The organism is Halomonas sp. NYA30 (genome assembly GCF_976980765.1).
This window is the reverse complement of sequence record NZ_OZ334477.1, coordinates 1370324-1390751: the sequence shown is the minus strand read 5'-3', so window position 1 is coordinate 1390751 and position 20428 is coordinate 1370324. Positions and strand designations below refer to the sequence as shown.

The following is a 20428-nucleotide window of genomic DNA, read 5'->3' as shown; positions in this document are numbered from 1 at the left end:
AACTCATAGTACCAAAAAGCAGTACTAAATGACGTTGAAACGCAAGCACGCGAAAACACTGGCCGCCATCTTTAGTCGCCCTGTTTCAGGCACCATCGCATGGAGCGACATAGAATCTCTGTTCGTGGCGCTTGGTGCTGAGGTTAATGAGCGCGAAGGCTCGCGCATCGCGGTTGTGCTGTTCGGCGAAGTGCGCGTATTTCACCGTCCGCACCCATCGCCAGATACAGACAAGGGTGCCGTTGCCAGTATCCGTAAGTGGTTAGAAGAGAATGGAGAAGCCCCATGAACAACATCATGGCTATCGACGGCTATCGCGCCGTGATTCAGTACGATCCAGAGGTTGAAATGTTTCGCGGCGAGTTCGTCGGACTTAACGGCGGCGCCGATTTCTACGCCGACAGTGTCTCCGATCTTCGCAAGGAAGGCCGGGTATCCCTCCGCATTTTTCTTGAAGAGTGCGAGCGCCTCGGTATTCAGCCATCCAAGTCCTATTCGGGCAAGTTCCAGGTTCGCCTGCCTGCTGAAATTCACGAGCATGCAGTAGATGCTGCTACTGCTAGGGGACAGAGTCTAAACCAGTTTGTGGCAACCGCCATCGAACATGAGATTCACACATAAAAAGACGACGCTACAAGGGTGGCAGCCGCTCAACTAACGTATCAAGCCTCATACCAATGCGTAGGTTGCGCGGCTGTTTTAATTAAAGCCTCTGATACTGAAAAGTTAAGTGCACCGAACCAACAAAAATCTGAGCTCCCGACACGAAGCAATCGCTTACTAACCCACCCAATAGGGTAGCTACGCTACCGGCGCGAACAGCAACGCCAAATCCTCTTCGTCAAACAGTGGGCCATCGTCCTGCCGTTCGGCACTTCCCTCCAGTATTGACGCGGCTAAATGGGCCTTCCGTGACTGCAAGTCATGAATGCGCTCCTCCACCGTGCCAGCGCAAATCAACTTGTATACAAACACCGGATTTTGTTGCCCCATTCGGTGAGCACGGCCTGTCGCCTGGGCCTCAACCGCAGGATTCCACCACGGGTCATAATGAATCACGGTGTCCGCTGCCGTAAGGTTAAGTCCCGTACCACCGGCCTTCAGACTGATTAAAAACACCGGAATCTCTCCCTCCTGAAATTGCGCCACTCGCTGTGTACGCACTTTTCCGGGCGTGTCCCCCGTCAGCGTCGTGTAGAGAATGCCATCCCTCTCCAGGGCTTGACCAATGAGGTCAAGCATCTCGGTGAACTGTGAAAATACTAAGATGCGCCGCTTCTCTTCGATTAAGGTCGGCAACAGGTCTCGCAGGTGTTCTAACTTAGCCGAACGCGTAACCTTCTTAGCGCTATCGAGCTTGACCAGTCGCGGGTCGCAGCATACCTGACGTAGCTTGAGTAGCGCATCCAACATCACGATGCCTGAGCCGCCGAGTCCACGTTCGGCAACGGCTTGCTGCACACGTTGGTGCTGAGCCAGACGCAAGCTTTCGTAAAGCTCGCGCTGGGCGCCTGCCAATGTTATTTCGCGCTGACTTTCGGTTTTATCCGGCAACTCGGCAAGCACTTGCTGCTTCGTCCGTCGCAGCATCAATGGGCTAATCCGTCGCGATAGCTGCTCGCGCACCGTGCTATCGTTCTCTTTCTCAATAGGTGTGCGGAAGTGTTGGCCGAACCATTGCTGACCACCCAGCACCCCCGGGGCCACAGCATCCAACTGGGCCCACAGCTCCCCTAAATGATTTTCAAGTGGCGTGCCCGTCATCGCCAACGCCCGCTTGGCATTAAGCTCACGAACCGCCCGGGCCGTCTGGCTGGCAGCGTTCTTAATCGCTTGGGCCTCGTCGAGCACCAGCAGACCAAAGTCATGCTCCCGCAGCCTTTCCAGGTCACGGATCAACAGCGCATACGTCGTAACGACTAGATCGGCGTCGACTAGCGACGTTTCAAACTGGCGCTCACGCTGCGCTTTGCCGCCCTGTAAGGCCACCACCTTAAGTTCCGGCGCGAAGCTTGCTGCCTCGGTGCACCAGTTACCTACCAGACTGGTGGGAACGACCACTAAAGTCGGCCCCGTTAAAGCGCCGCGCTCGCGCTCATCAAGCACATGAGCCAACACTTGGACTGTCTTGCCGAGCCCCATATCATCGGCCAAGATGCCACCCGTTCCGAGCTCAGAAAGAAAGCGCATCCAAGCCAAACCACGAGACTGATAGTCGCGCAGCTCGCCCACGAAGCCCTGTGGTGTCGGCAAGGTAGAAGGTAATGCATTTAATCGCTGAGCTAGCGCAGTGACATCCTCGCGACCTGCCCAACGTTCGCGTTCTGCCAACGGCGCCACTTGCTCGGCCGCCGTCAGCGGCAACTTCACCGTTGATGAAGGGTCACGCTCATCACCTAACCAATCAAGGATCGGCGCCATCAATGCGCGCAACCGAGACAAGGGTAACGTCAGGCGGCGACGCTCATCTAATTCAAGCGTCCAGCTCGCATCGTCTGCCTCCTCTTGAGTAGGTTCGAGCGGAAAATCCGACCGCTTGAGTAACTGTCGCAGGATCGGCAGAAGGTTAAGCCGCTCTCCTTCCACATCGATATCCAGTGCCAAATCAAACCAGCCATTACCCGCAGGCTCCAGTTCACCGTACCACGCCTCTGGTTCGAGATAGATCGGCTCCTCAGGGAAGTCGTCGCTGAGTTCGACTAGGCAGCCCACTTGGCGCAGCCTATTAATCATCTCCCACCACCCGTCGGGATCGGCCAGATGGGTCGTCCATTCGGCGGCACTTGAAGGCAGCGCCCCATCAATGGGCAGCAACAACGCCCAGGTCGGCAAATCCAGGTGACTAGGTACCGGGTGAAGCTCGGTCAGTTGCTCCAAGGTCACCATACCCGACGGCAGAGTACTCATTAGGGCCAGCTCAGCCTCAGGATCGCGCTGTACCGTCAATTGCTCACCATCGCGGTATCCCTTGGCGGTCTGGCCTTCTTCGGGCGGCACTTCTATGCCGTCATAATCGAAGCTGACCACGGCAGCGCCGACCTGGATCCAACGAGGTAGTGGCGCCCCGTGGCGATACCCAAGCTGGCCCTCAGCGACCTCCATGATGACCTTAAGGCGCGGTGTCACGTCCTTAAGAATTTGCTCTTTCACCCGCTTGGGGATTGGTAATTGATCAACAAGCGATGGCGACTGACGAAATCGCTCGCTTAGCCATTCACTGGCTTCGGGAGGGAGCGACGGTGACTGGCGCAGTTTGGCCAGCAGATCAGGAGAGCCCTCCAGGTAACCAAACAGTCCTCGGTCAGTATCGAGATAGCAGAGTCCGCGACCCGCCCTGAGGAACACCGCATCGGTGGAGAGAACACCTTCAGGCTCTGTGGCAGGTTGCAGTCGTTGCACCCCCTCGTTATCTGCCTCCCAGCGAGGAACCAGCCGACAGGCAGGTCCGAGTTCAAGCCTTGTACCGGTCTGCTTGCCATGAAACAGCAGGGGTGGCGTCTCACTCTCCAGCAGTGCCCATAGCGCCCGAGCTTGAAAAGAGTGTGACACCAACGCCGACTTACGCTGATGATTTGACCAAAAAAGATCGGTCTCGCCATGCATCAGCTGGTCGATCGCTTCCTCCTGCTCCGGGAGCCAACCCGTCTCAGGTACCGGAAACAGGTCTCCAGAGGGACTCACTTCGATCGCACGTGGCGAGACCCAACCGTTACCCTGTGCCCGCTGCTTGGAGGGACGAAGCCACACAGGAAACACCGTTAAAATAGGATCGCTGCCAACCCGTTTACGGCTATCCAGAAACAGACCCAGACGATACTCAGCCCCCACTCGCCGATCATCTGATACAGGTTCCGTCAGGTGCTCTAATTGCTCTATCCAACTTTCCCAGCGCTGCTTAAGCTGTGCTTCACTGTTGCTATTAGAAGAGATACTGGGGGAGTGAGGAGTGCTTTCTGCGACCACCGCAGGCCCATTACCCATCTGGTTCAGGAACGTCTGTATCAACGCTACCCCATGCTTGCAGTTTATGCCGACCGGGCAGCTACAGTCGGTAAACACTTCATCTTCTAGGCCATGGATACCTGTCTCGACCTTGGTGCGGTAAGGCCGTTGTTGGTTACCCGACACCTCACCTATCAATATCAGCCGCTCTTCTTCCTGTTGAAGGTTCAGCTCACCCAGCACGCGATGCTGGGTCGCATAGTGTTTACCGCGCTGCAACGTACGATCATCGAAGAAGCTTTGCCATTTATTCTGGTGAAGAGCGATAAATAGCGCTAAGGCATGATTGTTAAGAAGACGCTCAGACACAAAAAAGGCCTCATAGCCCGAATTTCTCACGGGGTATAAAAGAAAGCGGCTGAAAGTGCTATGATTTCAAGAACCTAACCAATCCATCAAGCACCAACAGCCGCTTCCAAAATGGTACCTGAAAAACTGACCTTCTCGCCACTCTCACGCCGGCAAATTGAAGCCGATTTCTCTGGGGGCCACATCACCTCCGATGCTGGATTGCTCTTGCTACGGGAAGTCGATAAACAACATCGTCTGACGCACCGCTTGGCCTCCGTGCTTCATGATCCCCGCGCACCGGAACAGGTTCGTCACAAGCTCGACACTCTGGTGCGTCAGCGGGTGTTCGGTGTCGCCGCGGGCTACGAAGATTTTAACGACCATGAGGCCCTACGTTACGACCAAGCGCTTCAGACCGCGCTAGGTGAAGATGAAGTCTTGGCGGGTAAGTCTACACTGTGTCGGAGCGAGCAGAAGGTAGACCGGCAAGCGATGGTGAAGGCCCATGCGTTACTGTGGCATCACTTCATTGAGCAGCATGACCAACCCCCCAAGGAAATCGTGCTGGACTTTGATGGCACCGATATTCCCGTGCACGGCGAGCAACCCGGGAAGTTCTTTAACCGCTATTATGATCACCACTGCTACTTCCCGCTGTATGTCTTCTGTGGCCGCCATCTGCTAGTGAGCTATCTGCGTACCAGTGACCACAGCGACAGCCATCACAGCTGGGCCATCCTGGCGTTACTGGTGCGCTTTATCCGCCAGTACTGGCCCGATACGCGCATTGTGTTACGAGGTGATAGTCACTTTTGTCGCCCCCGGATGCTGAACTGGTGCGATCGGCATCACGTTGACTATATCGTGGGTATCGGTAAGAACAGTCGGCTGCTCAAGGAAGTGGACGTGCCCATGATGCTGGTGCGCAAGACCCAATGGCAGGTGGGAGGCAAAGTGGCAGAGACGTTCCGCTTCCCGTATCAAGCACACTCTTGGAAATACCCACGCTGGGTGGTCGCTCGTCTAGAAGAAAGCGAGCTGGGCTCCAATCCCCGATTTATCATCAGCTCCCGTTACGACGACGGCTTCAAGCTTTACTACGAGCAGTATTGTGCTCGGGGCGACATGGAAAACCGAATCAAGGATCAACAACTGAGCCTGTTTGCTGACCGGACCTCCAGTACGCACTGGTGGGCCAATCAGTGGCGGCTGATCTTATCGGGCTTCGCCTATACGCTGTTCGAGCGCTTACGTACTTACCTGAAGAAGACCCCTTTTGAGCGCATGAGCCCAAGCAACCTGAGGCTCAAACTCATCAAAGTGGGCGCGGTCATCATCCGCAATACGCGCCGAATCCGGGTGTTGATGAGTGACAGCTACCCCTATAAAGCGCAACTATCCGATCTCGTCAGGCGGTTGGTGCCGAACTGAATGCGCGGGCGCCCCCGGCCCGACGCAATGGGGGAAAGGGGGAAGTGTGTCTGAACGACGGGAAGTGGTTAAAAAGTAGGCAATTTAAGCCGTGCCAATAGGTTTTTAGTGGCATTACGTCTTGGGTGCGATACTGGCTGAGGTGCTATGGGAAATCCGGGTTAGGAGTATTGATCCGTTTTTGACCTATTCGGCTGTATGTTGTAGACATTCGATAAGAATGATTATCTTTACTCAATCGCTCTGCTTAGTTGAAGCCGAAATTTCACGCATGCAGTGACTAAAAACAATAAGTGTGCGCTTTGCCACCGATGAATTTGGTACTGGGTTCGCTAACGACAGGTAGAAAAAAGGACCTAGCCCTGATACTTTTGCTTACAGGCAGAAAAATCATAAAAACCATGAATACGGCTTGAGGTTTTACACGATGCACTTTCACCTCCTTACTGGCCTGCCCCGCTCGGGGTCGACTTTGCTGGCGGCCCTTTTACGCTAAAACCCACGCTTCCATGCCGACATGACCTCCGGTCTCGACTCCTTAGTGAACGGCGCCATGCAGATCATGAGCCCTGGCTTAGAGACCGCGCTGACGCTGGAGCCACATTCTCAGCAATGGTAGTGGTATTACTGTAATCACCTTGATTGACCAAGAATCAAAATATATTTAAAACCATAAATCTACACAAAAAAATTACAAGGGAACCCAATATGTCCAATGAAACTTTAATTTTTGGCGCAGACGACGCCGAGGGATACCGCAACCTTTGGGGCTATAACCACGTTACCGGTAACGTAGCACCCGTTGCCTTACCCAACCCCGGCGGTACTGGCGGGCCACCAAGATACGACCTGTACGACCTCAACGGTAAAATTGTTGCATCTTACGTCACCGAAGATGACGTTCCTCAGATAGGCTATTTCAATGGCACCGAAGTCGAATTCATTGGAGCTGCCACCGACAACAATTTTGATCCTGAGCTCGACAACTTCATTGAATACGATGGCGATCTCTAATTCACTCTCGAGCCAAACGGAAGTGACAGGGCCATCATAAAATATGACCCTGACACAAACACGCTTACAAATATTACCGAAGGCAGTCTGTTTGAAGCAGGCACCCAAAGACTGGTTGTTTTCAACGATGGCTCAGGTGAAAAGCTCTATTTTGATGCCGAACCCAATGATGGCGATTTAAGAACCCTCTACCGTTGGGATGGTTCTACCATAGAGGCTGCTCCAAACTTCACCGGCACCGATGAAGTCGCTGACATGGCGGTTTTTAATGGTGCCATCTACATAAGTTCTACCCCACCTGGTGCATACGACTTTAATAATTCTTCAACATGGACTTATGACGACAACAAGCTTTACAAATACGATGGATCTTCTATTAATCAGATAAAAGACTTTTCATCGGAAGTAAATGCTGACCCCTACATTGAAAACTTCACACTATTAAATAATAAACTTTTCTTTACCGCCTCTTACTTCTCAAGCGGAACCAGCGGGCGAGTTTACTCCATCGATACCGCAGGAAACATTACCACAGAATACACTGCGTATTCGGATGCAAGCACCATTGGCACTCCCGGCAACCTTACCGTCCACAATGGTGAGCTTTATTTCACCGTCCGCCTTTATAACTCTGGTTCTCAAACAGACATCTATAAATACAACTCCACAGGCAGTGCAACCAATATCAGCAGCGGTGCTACGGGTTACAACCAGTCTGACCTTCAAAACCTGACTTCATATAAAGATGGCCTACTGTACCAACAGGATACCGGCCAAGGAGATGAGCTTCAGCACCTCAATTTATTAAGCAACACAGTCACCCAGCTGACTGACATCAACGATGCCGGCGACAGCATGCAGAACAACTCTGCTGACTCGCCTTACATTGTTTATCAGGGAAACATTGCCCCGCTGGTTAATAGTATGGATCTGACGCTAGTCATTTCCAAGAACTCAAATGACGTTACGGTCAACCCCAACCTTGAAGTCTTTGAAATAGATGATAACGCCATAAAGTCTGCGCAAATCTCGTTCAGCTCGGGCTTTAAAGCAGGTGACACCCTGGCTGTCACTGACATGCATGGAATTTCATCTAGCTTTAACGCTTCTACCGGTGTTTTAACCCTGACCGGACAAGCCACACCAGAACAGTTTCAGGCAATTTTACGCACTCTCACCTTCAACCCTGACGCCACCGCTGGCGAAAGAGTGCTGTTGCTTCAGGCGACAGACACCAATGACAAAATCAGTTCATCAACATCTGCCAACGCTTTTGTTACATTTGATGTGGTTGATGGAGAGGTCTCGGCGTTTTCTTTTGACACACAGCCAGCCGGCGTTCCTACAGAATCGGACGGTACGTACGTTGGCAGCTTCAACGTGACTGATGCCAACCTTGGCAATGTAACCTATAAAGTCACAGAAGGTGGTTTATCCACCGATTTCGCCAGCTTAACCGAAGCCTACGCCCCGAATTCTTACGGGATTCAGTACAACAGCGTTTCGAAGTCTCTTGAAGTTCAGGCAGATACAAGTGACTACGAAGCTCCCGATTACCTGGCCGTAAAATTCGACAATCCAGCCAAGTTTTATGGCTTGAAGGCCAATGATCCGGATAACTACTCCTACGACAAGTTTACAATTACCGGGTTTAAAAATGGTGCACAGGTATCCCAAGAAACATTTACTTTTTCTGGCTGAACCGCCCCGTCTTTACCGGAGACTCCATATCTTGAGAGGATGGAGTTATGAACTCACCAAAACGATATTCCCCAGAAGTCCGGGAGCGAGCTGTTCGATTAGTCCTTGAACAGCAAGGCGAATACCCGTCCAAGTGGGCGGCGATCTGCTCCATTGCCAGCAAGTTCGGCTGTACACCAGAGACTTTGAGAGCCTGGTGCAAACGCACAGAACTCACGCAGGAAAACAGCTCGGTTAACCTGTCTGAACATGAACGGCTCAAGCAGCTAGAGCGTGAAAACACCGAATTGAAGCGTGCCAATGAAATTCTCCGTAAGGCGGCTGCTTTTTTCGCCCAGGCGGAGCTCGACCGCAAACCCAATTGATGGTGTCATTTATCGACGAGCATCGTGCTCAGTTCGGGGTCGAGTCGATTTGTAGTCAACTGCCAATCGCCCCATCGACGTATTACCACCACAAGGCACTTGAAGCTGATCCTGAACGGCGGGCAGACCGGTATCGGCAGGATGCGTTTCTTACCGCTGAGATTCAGCGCGTGTGGGAAGAAAACTTCTGCGTCTACGGTGCCCGTAAGGTCTGGCGGCAACTCCGCCGTGAAGGCGTTAATGTTGCTCGTTGCACTGTAGAACGGCTCATGCGCCGCCTAGGAATTCGCGGCGTGGTGCGAGGCCAACGCCCCTTCACGACCATCAGTGATCCCGGCCAGAAACGGGCACCTGATTTAGTGAAACGTGACTTTACGGCCATGCGTCCTAATCAGCTTTGGGTGGCCGATTTTACCTATGTCGCTACCTGGTCTGGCTTCGTTTACGTTGCGTTCGTTATCGATGTTTATGCACGCTGTATCGTGGGTTGGCGTGTAGCGACGTCGATGAGAACGGCGCTGGTGCTGGACGCTCTGGAGCAAGCTCTGTGGGCACGAAAACACAGACAAGGGTTGATCCATCATAGTGATAGGGGAAGCCAATATCTCTCGATCCGCTACACCGAGCGTATGGCTGACGAGGGTATCAATGCCTCAGTCGGCACCACCGGCGACTCCTACGACAATGCGCTGGCTGAAACCATCATCGGCTTGTTCAAAACGGAGGTGATCCATCATCGTGGCCCATGGAGGGGACTGGATGCCGTTGAGTATGCCACGCTGGAGTGGGTTGACTGGTTCAACAACCGCCGACTGCTGGAACCCATCGGAAACGTTCCACCAGCAGAACGAGAAAGGACGTATTATCGTCAATTGGAGGAGTCGGGTGAAGCTGCCTGACTCAAACAAACCGGTCTCCGGAATAACCGGGGCGGTTCAGGCTCCTGGGGGCTGGGGCTAGACATCAAGACCACAGATCCTGGGTTCGAATCCGTTGACGAAGTCAGAATCAATCCAGATGCAACAGAGTATCCAGGTGAAACCGGCTTCGGCACCTTCTTCGACGACCTCATCTTTGTGGCATCAACGCCGGGGCCAACTGTCTCTATCGACATTTCCGACACCTGGAATGCCAACGACGCCTCGGTGGACTTCATCGTCACCTTCGACAAGGACGTTACCGGGGTGAACACCGACGACTTCACCTTGACCCCCACCGGCTCGGCCGCGGGCAACGTGGCCTCGGTCTCCGGCTCCGGCACCAGCTACACCGTGACCTTGGACAGCATCACCGGCGACGGCAGCCTGCGCCTGGACGTGAACGGCAGCACCGACATCGTCGACGGCGCAGGCAACACGCTGGCGGCCTTTACCGGTGGCACGTCCCACACCGTGGACACCGTGCCCCCCGCCGCACCGGCGACGCCGGACCTGGACGCCGGCAGCGACTCCGGCATTTCGAACAGCGACGACACTACCAACGACACCACGCCTACCTTGAGCGGCACGGCCGAGGCCAACGCCATTGTGACCGTCTCCAGTTCCCTCGATAATCAGCTGGGTACTGTCACCGCCGACGGTAACGGCGACTGGGCTTTCACGCCCAGCTCGGCGCTGAGCGAGGGCACCCACAACATTACCGTCACCGCCACCGACGTGGCGGGCAACGTCTCCGCCTCCTCGGCCGCGCTGGCGGTGGTCGTGGACACCACTGCGCCGGCGGTACCGAACGCGCCCACTCTGACCACGGGCACCGACACCGGTACCTCCAACAGCGACGGCATCTCCAGCAATACCACGCCGATCCTGACCGGCTCCGGCGCGGTGGCCGCGGGCGAGGTGGAGATCTATCGCGACAACGCCCTGCAGGCGACCGTGACCGCCGACGGATCGGGCGACTGGACGTGGACCTCCGGCAGCCTGACCGGGGGCACCTACGCCTTCACCGCGCGGACCAAGGACGATGTCGGCAACACCAGCGGCGATTCCACAAGCCTGTCGGTGACCATCGATACCACAGCGCCAACCCTGACCGGCTCCACCCCGGCCGACGATGCAAACAATGTCAACGGGGCCGACAACATCACCCTGACCTTCGACGAGGCCGTGGCGCAGGGCACGGGCAACATTACGCTTTACAACATCGACGACAGTTCGGCGATCGCCACCATCGCCGCCGGCGATACCCAGATTAGCGGCTGGGGCGGCACTCTGATCAGCATCAGCCCCACGGCGGACCTGCCGGGCAACACCAATATCGCCATGCAGTGGGACGGAACGGTGTTCCAGGATGCCGCCGGCAACACCGTCGCCGGCGTGTCCGATACCACCACCTTCAACTTCCAGACCGCCAACAGCGCGCCGGTGGTGGATCTGAACGGCGCGGCTGGCGCCAACAACGCCGCGGGCGACGATATCGCCAGCCAGACGTTCAGCGAGAACGGCAGCGACGTCGCGGTGGCGCCCGACGTCACCGTCTCCGACGCCGAGGGCGACACCCTCAGCGCCACGGTGAGCATTTCCAATGCCGCAACCGGAGATGCACTGACTCTCAACGGCACCTTCGGTTCGATCACAGACGGGGATATCACCGACAGTGGCACCGATACCATCACCATCAGCGGCAGCCATACAGCGGCCGACATGCAGGCGGCGCTGCGTGCGATCACCTTCTCCAACAGCAGTGACGATCCGGGCGACACTTCGCGAACCGTGGACTTCACCGTCAACGACGGTAATTCCAACAGCGTAGTGCGTACCAGCACGATCACGGTGGGCGCCATCAACGATGCGCCAGCGTTGACCACTCCCGGCACTATTACTCTGACGGACACGGCAAGCGACGATAACTTCAGCGATCAGGCTGGCCAGCTTTCCGGCAGTGATCCCGACAGCAGTGACCTGACCTATGGCTTCAACAGTGCTGGAGCAAGCGCAGCGCTGACGGAGGGCGGCATCACCTACGACCTCTCCGTGGAAGGCACTTACGGCACGCTCTATCTCGAACAAGCCACTGGCGAGTATTTGTTCCATGCGGATGCTGCAGCCGTTAATGCTCTGAATGCTGATGCGAGCGAGGACTTCACCGTGTCGGTGAGCGATGGCGTTGCGCCGGCTGTCACGAAAATACTGACCGTTGATCTGACGGGCGCGAACGACGCGCCTACGGTCGATCTCAACGGCAGTACCGGCGGCACGAGCAACACCGCGACATTCGCCGGTGGCGGCGACCCGATCGAAGTCACCACAGCCGACGCTACCTTGAACGACATTGACAACGGCGACCAGATCGAGAGCCTGACGGCCACTTTGACCACCCGCCCCGACGACGACGATGTAGAGTGCCTGTCGCTGAACAGTACCGCCGGCACGGCGGCCTCCGACAACGGCCTGGCGGTAAACTACAATGCGGCCACCGGCGTGCTCTCGGTAACCGGGGCGGCAAGCGCGAGCACCTATCAGACGATCCTGCGAGGCATCCAGTACGACAACACCGATGCCGCCATCGACATCACCATCAGCGACCGCGCTGTCGACGTGGTGGTCAATGACGGCGAGAGCGACTCCACCACTGCCACTAGCACCCTTGAAGTGGTCACCGCGCCCGTGGTTGACCTAGGTGGCGACGGCGGCTCGGGTAATCTGTCGGGCAGCTATACCGAGGACGACGGGGCCATTCTGGTGGCCTCCTCGGCGACCATCACCGAGCCCGACGGCGACAACCTCAACCAGCTGGTGATCCAGCTCACCAATGCCCAGGACGGCGCGTCGGAGAGCATCACGCTGTCCGGACGCAGTAACGGCGATACGGTGGGCAACTTAACCATCTCCTATGACAGCTCCATGCAGATCACCCTCACGGGCTCCGACACTGCGGCCAATTATCAGACGTTGCTGCGGGAGCTGCAGTACGAAAACACCAGCAACAGTCCCGACACCACCGAACGGAGTATCACGGTGCAGGGCCAGGATGTGAACGGCAACACGGGGGCCACGGCCATCCTCAGCCTGCCCGTGGAGCCGGTGAACGACACGCCCACGGCCACCAACCTGACCCAGACTGTGGCCTATACCGAGGATCCGGGCAGTGCGGTCTCTCTGTTCGACACAGAGGTCACACTGGAAGATGTGGATGGCGACACGCTCACCGCCACGGTCACCCTCAGTGACAGTGCTGCCGGCACCCTGGCCAGCAGTAACGGCGGCAGCTTTGATACGGCCACCGGCACCTGGACCATGAGTGGCGATGCCGCCACCGTGCAGACGGCCCTGAACGGACTGCAGTTCTCCCCAGCCACCAACTTGGACAAGGTTAGCACGGCATCGGTTACCGTCTCAGACGGAACAGCATCGGCCCCCGTCGGCACCGTCACCTTAGATGTCACGCCGGTCAATGATGCGCCGGTCATCGCCACCAACAGTGGCCCGAGTGTGCGCACAGGCAATACCGTCACCCTCACCTCCAGCCATATTGATGAGGATGATCCGGATGATGAGGGAGCCGAGCTCACCTATACCCTGGATACACTGCCTACGTCCGGCACACTGCAGTTGAATGGTTCCACCTTGGCAGCAGGTGAAACCTTCACACAGCAGGATATTGATGATGGGCTGGTAGCCTTTACCGCCGGCGGCACGACCGGTACCGCCAGTTTTGATATCACCCTCGCCGATGGCGGTGAAGATGGAGCTGGTACCGTGAGCGGCACGGTCTCGCTGACTGTTACCGCGCCGCCACCTACAGGCGGTAGTAACGGCGGCAATACTAATGACAACACCTCTAAGGTGGATGGCGCGACAGTGAGCAAGACCACCACCACCAGGAACGGCCGTACCGAGGAAGTGACCGAGATAGTGCCCACCGATGAAACGCGTGAAGACGACCCGAACACCGAGAATGGTAGTCTTGCCGACGTTCCGCTGGCCCAGGACGAAGGCGTGGATACCCCGGCACTGAAAGTCGGCCTGCCGACGGGCGTTGGCATGCGGGCAGAAGGGGCACCAACGCGCCTATCGAAGCAGGATGCATTGAACGACCTCATCACCCGTATCCAGCAGAAGACACCCGAGAACTCGGCGCCGCAGCAAGAGATGACCGGCATTGGGCAATCCTTCCTGAACGAGCTGCCCGAGGACAGTCAGCTCTTCGTTAAGACAGTGACGCCGACAGTGGCCGAGGGTGCCCAGCTCAGCAGCCCCATCACCATCACCGGAGCAGGTGAAAGTCAAACCGGTAACCAGCAGGAAGCACTAGTTATCGATGCCTCCAGCCTACCAAGCGGTACGGAACTGCAGCTTGACGATGTGAACTTTGCCGCCATCGTTGGCGAAGCGCAAGTGATCGGCGGCACAGGCCGCAACGTGGTCACCGGCGATGACAATGCTCAGTACATCGTGTTGGGTGAAGATGATGACGTTCTCTATGGCGGCGGCGGTGGTGATGTCGTCGGTTCCAAAGGTGGCGATGATCGTCTCTTCGGGGGAAGTGGCAACGACGAGTTGTTCGGCGGCGCCGGCGCCGATCTGCTACACGGCGGCAACGATACCGATAAAGCGCGTTATGACGGCAACCGCGACGACTATATCGTCACGCAGGAACATGGCGTCATTACCGTGCAGGCTAAGGACGATGCGAACGATATCGACGAGCTGGTCAACATTGAGATCCTTAGCTTTGCCGATGGCGAGGAAAACATCACCTACGATGACGATTTAGCGTGGATCACCGGGCTTTACGACCAGGTACTGGGACGTCAAGGTGACGTGGAGGGAGTCCAGTACTGGGCGAAGCAGCATGCCGACGGCATGAGCCGAGCAGACATGGCCCTTCTGTTCATGAGCTCACCGGAAGCTGATCAAGACCTCACTATAGCGGTCGATGACACCGGTGGCGTGCTGGACACGCTCTACCATGCACTACTTGGCCGCGAGGCGGATGCACCGGGCAAGGCGTACTGGACAAGTGAGCTGGAAAACGGCTCATCACTGCGTGACGTCGTAGGAGGTTTCATGGCGTCCGAGGAAATGCTTACCCACGACCTGACAGACACCCAGTGGGACTTCATCGCATGATATAATCAGTCGCAGCGGTAAGCCCGCGAACGGTTGAGCAAGACCTTACCTTACGGGGTGAGGTCTTGCTCGCCAAAGGATCGTTTCTTTACGCAAAGAAGACGATCATATTACATCCCTTCCGATAGCGGGCAATTCACCAGTATTACTTCACAAAAATGTTAGAAGCTTTATGCATAGTTTATCGAATGTATGTGGCTCCAAACTCAACACGTTGTCATCGCCAATGGAGGTTGTCTGCTTTGTGAGGCGGTGCTTTTCTTGGACTCTTTTATGAAGTGGCCCCAAGCTCTCTCAATATCCGAGTGAACTTGAGGCGCCTACCACTACAGTAAAAGCCTACCGATAGTAACTACATGAGTAGCCTCTATCAGTTTTAGTACATCTGTCGTAAGTTCTCTCAACACGCCAACTATCGCCACTGATCCTGAATGATGTCCAAGTCCAGCCATTAAAAAGAGTACTAGTATTAAACACGGAGGCAATTTGCTGCATCATTCCAGAACCAGTCATTGTTGCATCGGCGCGATATCGACATAGAACGTTACCCTCATCGGCCATCATACAGTGGTCTATCGTGATCGATGTGACTTCCACGCTACCCGTTCTGGAGTTCATAGTGCCACCGCCAGAAAATAAACACATTAAAGCAGCAAAAGAATCGTTATCACGCCGATAGGTCTTACATTGCTCGCCCATTGTATCGAGGGTTCTAAATGACTCGTCCATTTGAGCTTGCAGCGCACTCATGATTTTCTCTTCTCTTGAGGGCCGCCGCGTATCCCTACGGTGCTGGGCAATCGCATTTTGTGTCTGCCATTCTTCGGCAGCCGCAGTGTATGACGGTAGTGCCGTATCGTAGAACTCCTGAGCTTTGCCGTGCATCCAATTAGGCGTTTCATCTGGTGTGAGCAGAGCGGTAGGTGGTCTGATGCGACTTGAGTCATCTGCCAAGCGGCTGTCGACCCTGAGGGTAAATGGGTCCCCGCTAGGCCGGCCTGTATTGGGGTCAAAGTCCCGCATTTTATTAACAATGGTCAGCCGTAAAGCGGAGAAGAAATGTGTCGGATTGCGATTTTTGACGAAATCCTCTAGGTCATCTGAAGACTCAGTATCAAACTCCAAGACGACAATGTTGGGACGAGTACGCAAGTCGCAACCGTCTTTCCTGGGAATCGAATTGTCAAATATTCTTTGCTGCGTAGCTTTACAGCTTTCCATAAAACGTTTAGTGGCATAAATGTGTGCTATCCCGCATGAGTCTCGCTCTGTTTCAAAGTGATATTCACTTGAGCAGTCAGGCAAAACGTCTGATGAGTCCAAACCAATAGCTAGCGAGTTGGAAGAAAACAAAAAAACTAACAGAGGCAATAAGATTGCGGCGCAGTATGTGGCGAGTCCCTTATTCATCATAAGAAACAAGAGCTTAATTTGCATGGGGCCTCCGCTAGGATGCAGGCGTTATATCTCCAAAGTATAGAAAGAAAATCCACTCAAAAAATTGCTAAATCGATGTTTTTTAGAAAAACAGTAATGTTTATCTACGACTATTGCCGTGTTTGGTCCCGTAAAATAGTGATTAGGATCGTCATAAAACTCCTCAGACGCTTTCTAATATTGCTCAATAAAGTTCTAAGTAGCGCTTTTTGGAGGGTAGTAGATGCTGGCGACACAGCTCAGACAGGCGTTCGCGGTCTTCGTCGCGAATGGCGTCAATCATCAACTGGTGTTCATTTCTGGCTTGAGCTAGAGCATCGCGATCCGTAATCGCGATGAAGCGGATGCCATGAGCCTTCTGAGCGAATTCATTAATGGTAGCGTACAAGTATTCATTCCCGCAGGCTCTGAATAAGGTGCGGTGAAAAGCGATGTTCATACGAAACACCTGCCTAAGGTCGTGAGCGTCCACAGCTTCGCTGTGACACTGATGAACCTCCTCAAGCTCTGTAAGCCATTCCTGCGGAGCCGGCAATGGCAGCCTACTGACTGCCGCTAGTTCGAGAATTTCGCGCATAGCGTAGATATCCTCAACCTCTTCCGGCGGATAACTCCTGACGAAAGCGCCTCTGTTTTTGATGCGCTCAGTCAATCCAATGGTATCAAGTTGGAAGAGAGCCTGGCGAACAACGTGTCGTTTGCAGTCGAAGCGCTCCATCATGGCCTCTTCGACCAGCCGCTCACGCGGGTGCAATCGGCCGAGCACAATATCCTCTTCTACAGCGCTCACGATGTCATCGACACCATTTGCAGATGTAGCGGATTTAGTCACGGCGCCACTTGCGGTGAGCGGCTGGGCGGTTCGGTTCATCTTTCTGCGCGAGATACCCCGTACTTTTAGTGCGGGGAGGGATAGCGCGTCGTCCGCTAGGACGACCCTGTTCTCGCTGCCTCCTTCTCAGGTTGTTGCTATCTTACAGTTTTCTAGGTAATTTGTGAGCCATGACAAAACGCGCCTACAAATACCGCTTTTATCCAACACCTGATCAGGAGCAGCTCCTGGCCAGGACGTTCGGGTGTGTGCGTTTTGTCTACAACGCGGTGCTTCGCTATCGCACTGATGCGTTCTACGAGCGCCAAGAGAAGATCGGCTACATCGCGGCGAACGCTGAGCTGTCGCGTATAAAGAAAGCAGAAGAAACGGCCTTCCTCAACGAGGTCAGCTCCGTCCCACTTCAGCAGTGCCTTCGCCACCAGCAGACAGCGTTCAAGAACTTTTTTGAAGGTCGAGCCCGATACCCTCGCTTCAAGAGCAAGCGACACCACCAGACGGCGGAGTTTACGCGCTCCTCGTTCAAGTATTGTGATGGTCAGCTGTTCCTGGCTAAGTGCAAGAAGCCGCTGGCCATCCGTTGGAGCCGGCAACTGCCCAGCGAGCCGACCACCCTTACCGTGTCCAAGGACTCGGCAGGCCGCTACTTCGTCAGTTGCCTGTGCGAGTTCGCGCCCGAGGCACTGCCCGTCACGCCGAAGATGGTGGGCATCGACCTCGGACTGAAAGACCTGTTCGTGACCAGCGACGGAGATCGAATCGGCAACCCCCGCCATACGGCAAAACACGCGCCTCGACTTGCCAAGGCACAGCGACGCCTGAGCAGGAAGAAGCTCGGCTCGAAGAACCGTGCCAAGGCTAGGCTGAAAGTGGCGCGAATTCACGCCAAAATCTCCGATTGCCGGATGGACAGCTTGCACAAGCTGTCCCGCCAGATCGTCAACGAGAACCAAGTGATCTGCGTCGAGTCCCTCAAGGTGAAAAACATGTTGCGCAACCGCTCTCTGGCCAAATCGATCAGCGATGCCGGCTGGGGTGAATTCGTTCGCCAGTTGGCGTACAAGGCAGCCTGGGCGGGCCGACAACTGTCGGCCATCGACCAATGGTATCCGTCCAGCAAGCGCTGCTCCGGATGCGGGCATGTGTTGCCCGAGATGCCGTTGCAGATTCGCGCCTGGACATGCCCTGTATGCGCAGCCACACACGACCGCGATGTGAATGCAGCGGTCAACATCAAAGCCGCCGGACTGGCGGTGTTAGCCCTTGGAGAGAATGTAAGCGGCATGGGGCAAGCCTCCATGTCCAGTTCTCAATGAATTGGGAATCCTCTTCCTTCAGGGAGAGGAGCAGTCAATGCAGTGCACAAGGAAAGTAAGTGTATCAAAATCGCTTTCAGGCTTCATGCTGTCTCGGTATCCGACACGTAGGTTCAGGTCGACAAGCACGGAAATCGCACCCCTGTTCGGCTTGAAGGATTTGCTCCATAAATAGGCGTCGATAGCCCAATAGGGGTGCCCCGCCCTCCTCATCCTTGAAGGCTTGGCGTCGAGCATCAAGCTCATTGTTATCCACTTCTAGGTTCAACTGATTGTTAGCAACATCCAGCGATATGAAATCGCCATCGCGCACCAACCCAAGTGGGCCGCCCTCAGCGGATTCTGGGGAGACGTGGAGCACGATAGTGCCTGCCGCAGTGCCACTCATGCGTCCGTCGGAAATGCGCACCATATCTTTGACGCCTTGAGCGGCCAGCTTTTTGGGGATCGGGATGTATCCCGCTTCGGGCATACCCGGTGCTCCCTTGGGACCGATATTCTGTAGCACTAGCACGTCATCAGCTTGCACATCCAGATCTGGATCATCGATGCGGTTCGCCAGGTCTTCTAGCCCCGTAAACACGACAGCACGACCGCGATGTGTCATGAGTTCTGACGACGCGGCGGATTGTTTAATAATGGCGCCGGACGGTGCCAAGTTACCACGCAATACGGCTATGCCACCCTGAGCGTAGACCGGGCTGTTCATTGGCCGCACGACCTTTTGGTCGATGAGATGGACGGCGGCATCGATATTTTCTCCCAAGGTATGACCATTGATGGTCATGGCGTTCAAGTGTAACAACGGTTTTAACTCACGTAGCAAGGTGGGCAGGCCGCCAGCCCGATGCAAATCTTCCATGTACCCTTCTCCTGATGGTTTGAGATCCATCAGTACAGGGGTTTCCTGGCTCATTCGGTCAAATGCCTCAAGATCAATGTCGATGCCCAAGCGCCCTGCAATTGCGGTCAGATGAATCAACGCATTAGTCGAACCGCCCAAGGAGAGCAGTACGCGCAAGGCATTTTCGAAAGCTTCAGGGGTGAGAATTTGATCAGGCGTAACGCCTGCGTGGGCAAGCGCGACGGCTTGGGCGCCTGACTGTTCGGCAATGCGTTGCCGATCGGCGTAAACAGCCGGGGCGGTAGCGCTGTTGGGTAGCATTATGCCCAGTGTCTCGGCCAGACAGGCCATGGTGCTTGCGGTGCCCATTACCGAGCAAGTGCCCACGGTAGGAACCAGCTTGTCGTTGACTTCGTTTATTTCCGCCTCGTCGATGTCATTACCACGGTAGGAGGCCCAGTAACGGCGACAATCAGTGCAGGCTCCGACGCGCGTACCACGGTGTGAGCCTGCAAGCATGGGCCCGGTAACGACTTGGACTGTCGGAACACCGGCGCTAGCGGCGGCCATCAGCTGTGCGGGTACGGTCTTATCGCAACCGCCGATCAGTACCACGGCATCCATCGGCTGGGCACGAATCATCTCCTCCGTATCCAATGCCATAAGGTTACGCAGGTACATGCTGGTGGGGTTAGCGAAAGATTCATGAAGGGTAATGGTGGGAAAGTCTACCGGTAAGCCGCCAGCGAGCATGACGCCACGCTTAACGCTCTCGACCAATCCAGGCACATTGCCATGACAGGCATTGTAGCCACTGTAGGTATTGGCAATCCCAATGACCGGACGCGAGAGTGCATCATCCGTATAACCCATGCCCTTGATGAAGGCCTTGCGCAGAAAGAGCGAAAAGTCTGCATCACCATAGTTGGTTAGTCGATTGGACATGCCCAAGGTAGGGCCTTCAGATGTCGATTCATGACGCTCTTTGCCGTTGCTATTGTTTTTAAAGTTCTGGCTCATTGCGGTTTCCTCTATTTTGTTCGCGGTTTCTCGGAGGGGGCCGTAAAGACGGTTCTTGATCATTAGGCTAGGCGGTATAAATCTAGCTGGCAAGATTATTAATA

Annotated in this window: 12 protein-coding genes and 1 other annotated feature; of the genes, 8 read left to right on the top strand and 4 right to left on the bottom strand. The window is 55.2% G+C overall.

Annotated features, from left to right (window positions below):
* The first annotated feature begins 28 nt into the window (after window positions 1-28).
* Window positions 29-289: a type II toxin-antitoxin system HicA family toxin gene (locus tag ACWI0H_RS06420; protein WP_253926974.1), complete on the top strand. Its 261-nt coding sequence runs from the start codon at window positions 29-31 to the stop codon at window positions 287-289.
* Window positions 286-621, top strand: coding sequence for a type II toxin-antitoxin system HicB family antitoxin (locus ACWI0H_RS06415; protein ID WP_172117023.1), 336 nt, complete (start codon window positions 286-288; stop codon window positions 619-621). The genes ACWI0H_RS06420 and ACWI0H_RS06415 overlap by 4 nt, the downstream gene beginning before the upstream one ends.
* A gap of 180 nt (window positions 622-801) precedes the next feature.
* On the opposite strand, the gene ACWI0H_RS06410 is transcribed toward ACWI0H_RS06415, so the two are convergent.
* Window positions 802-4311 (bottom strand): DEAD/DEAH box helicase, encoded by a 3510-nt coding sequence (locus tag ACWI0H_RS06410; protein ID WP_485875544.1) that lies wholly within the window; start codon window positions 4309-4311, stop codon window positions 802-804.
* Between the two features lie 111 nt (window positions 4312-4422).
* Here ACWI0H_RS06410 and ACWI0H_RS06405 point away from each other — a divergent pair, with 111 nt between their 5' ends.
* The 5 genes from ACWI0H_RS06405 to ACWI0H_RS06385 all read left to right on the top strand — a co-directional run bounded on the left by ACWI0H_RS06405 (window position 4423) and on the right by ACWI0H_RS06385 (window position 14875).
* A complete protein-coding gene (locus ACWI0H_RS06405) occupies window positions 4423-5724 on the top strand; it encodes an IS1380 family transposase (RefSeq protein ID WP_101146771.1) in 1302 nt (433 codons plus the stop codon).
* Between the two features lie 708 nt (window positions 5725-6432).
* On the top strand, window positions 6433-6738 hold the full coding sequence (locus tag ACWI0H_RS06400) for a hypothetical protein (protein WP_485875542.1): 306 nt from the start codon (window positions 6433-6435) through the stop codon (window positions 6736-6738).
* Between the two features lie 255 nt (window positions 6739-6993).
* Window positions 6994-8439: a hypothetical protein gene (locus tag ACWI0H_RS06395; protein WP_485875540.1), complete on the top strand. Its 1446-nt coding sequence runs from the start codon at window positions 6994-6996 to the stop codon at window positions 8437-8439.
* A gap of 47 nt (window positions 8440-8486) precedes the next feature.
* A protein-coding gene (locus ACWI0H_RS06390; RefSeq protein ID WP_230806374.1) for an IS3 family transposase occupies window positions 8487-9703 on the top strand; the annotation gives its coding sequence in 2 pieces (ribosomal slippage) (window positions 8487-8772 and window positions 8772-9703; 1218 coding nt in all).
* Window positions 8762-8878, top strand: a sequence feature (AL1L pseudoknot). Its footprint overlaps the gene before it by 117 nt.
* A gap of 177 nt (window positions 9704-9880) precedes the next feature.
* Window positions 9881-14875, top strand: coding sequence for an Ig-like domain-containing protein (locus ACWI0H_RS06385; RefSeq protein ID WP_485875538.1), 4995 nt, complete (start codon window positions 9881-9883; stop codon window positions 14873-14875).
* Window positions 14876-15214: 339 nt separating this feature from the next.
* Here ACWI0H_RS06385 and ACWI0H_RS06380 read toward each other — a convergent pair whose 3' ends face one another.
* Both ACWI0H_RS06380 and ACWI0H_RS06375 read right to left on the bottom strand, forming a co-directional pair.
* On the bottom strand, window positions 15215-16312 hold the full coding sequence (locus ACWI0H_RS06380) for a hypothetical protein (protein WP_485875537.1): 1098 nt from the start codon (window positions 16310-16312) through the stop codon (window positions 15215-15217).
* A 184-nt stretch (window positions 16313-16496) separates the two neighbouring features.
* A complete protein-coding gene (locus ACWI0H_RS06375; protein WP_485875535.1) occupies window positions 16497-17183 on the bottom strand; it encodes a GntR family transcriptional regulator in 687 nt (228 codons plus the stop codon).
* Between the two features lie 131 nt (window positions 17184-17314).
* On the opposite strand from ACWI0H_RS06375, the gene ACWI0H_RS06370 reads away from it, so the two are divergent.
* Window positions 17315-18460: an RNA-guided endonuclease InsQ/TnpB family protein gene (locus ACWI0H_RS06370; protein ID WP_485875533.1), complete on the top strand. Its 1146-nt coding sequence runs from the start codon at window positions 17315-17317 to the stop codon at window positions 18458-18460.
* A 76-nt stretch (window positions 18461-18536) separates the two neighbouring features.
* On the opposite strand, the gene ACWI0H_RS06365 is transcribed toward ACWI0H_RS06370, so the two are convergent.
* Window positions 18537-20324: an IlvD/Edd family dehydratase gene (locus ACWI0H_RS06365; RefSeq protein WP_485875531.1), complete on the bottom strand. Its 1788-nt coding sequence runs from the start codon at window positions 20322-20324 to the stop codon at window positions 18537-18539.
* Window positions 20325-20428: the final 104 nt, after the last annotated feature.

Bases quoted from the DNA above. Each gene is read 5' to 3' on its own strand.
- ACWI0H_RS06420 (WP_253926974.1), top strand. From the start codon at position 29: ATGACGTTGAAACGCAAGCACGCGAAAACACTGGCCGCCATCTTTAGT.
- ACWI0H_RS06415 (WP_172117023.1), top strand. From the start codon at position 286: ATGAACAACATCATGGCTATCGACGGCTATCGCGCCGTGATTCAGTAC.
- ACWI0H_RS06405 (WP_101146771.1), top strand. From the start codon at position 4,423: ATGGTACCTGAAAAACTGACCTTCTCGCCACTCTCACGCCGGCAAATT.
- ACWI0H_RS06400 (WP_485875542.1), top strand. From the start codon at position 6,433: ATGTCCAATGAAACTTTAATTTTTGGCGCAGACGACGCCGAGGGATAC.
- ACWI0H_RS06395 (WP_485875540.1), top strand. From the start codon at position 6,994: ATGGCGGTTTTTAATGGTGCCATCTACATAAGTTCTACCCCACCTGGT.
- ACWI0H_RS06380 (WP_485875537.1), bottom strand. From the start codon at position 16,312: ATGCAAATTAAGCTCTTGTTTCTTATGATGAATAAGGGACTCGCCACA.
- ACWI0H_RS06375 (WP_485875535.1), bottom strand. From the start codon at position 17,183: ATGAACCGAACCGCCCAGCCGCTCACCGCAAGTGGCGCCGTGACTAAA.
- ACWI0H_RS06370 (WP_485875533.1), top strand. From the start codon at position 17,315: ATGACAAAACGCGCCTACAAATACCGCTTTTATCCAACACCTGATCAG.
- ACWI0H_RS06365 (WP_485875531.1), bottom strand. From the start codon at position 20,324: ATGAGCCAGAACTTTAAAAACAATAGCAACGGCAAAGAGCGTCATGAA.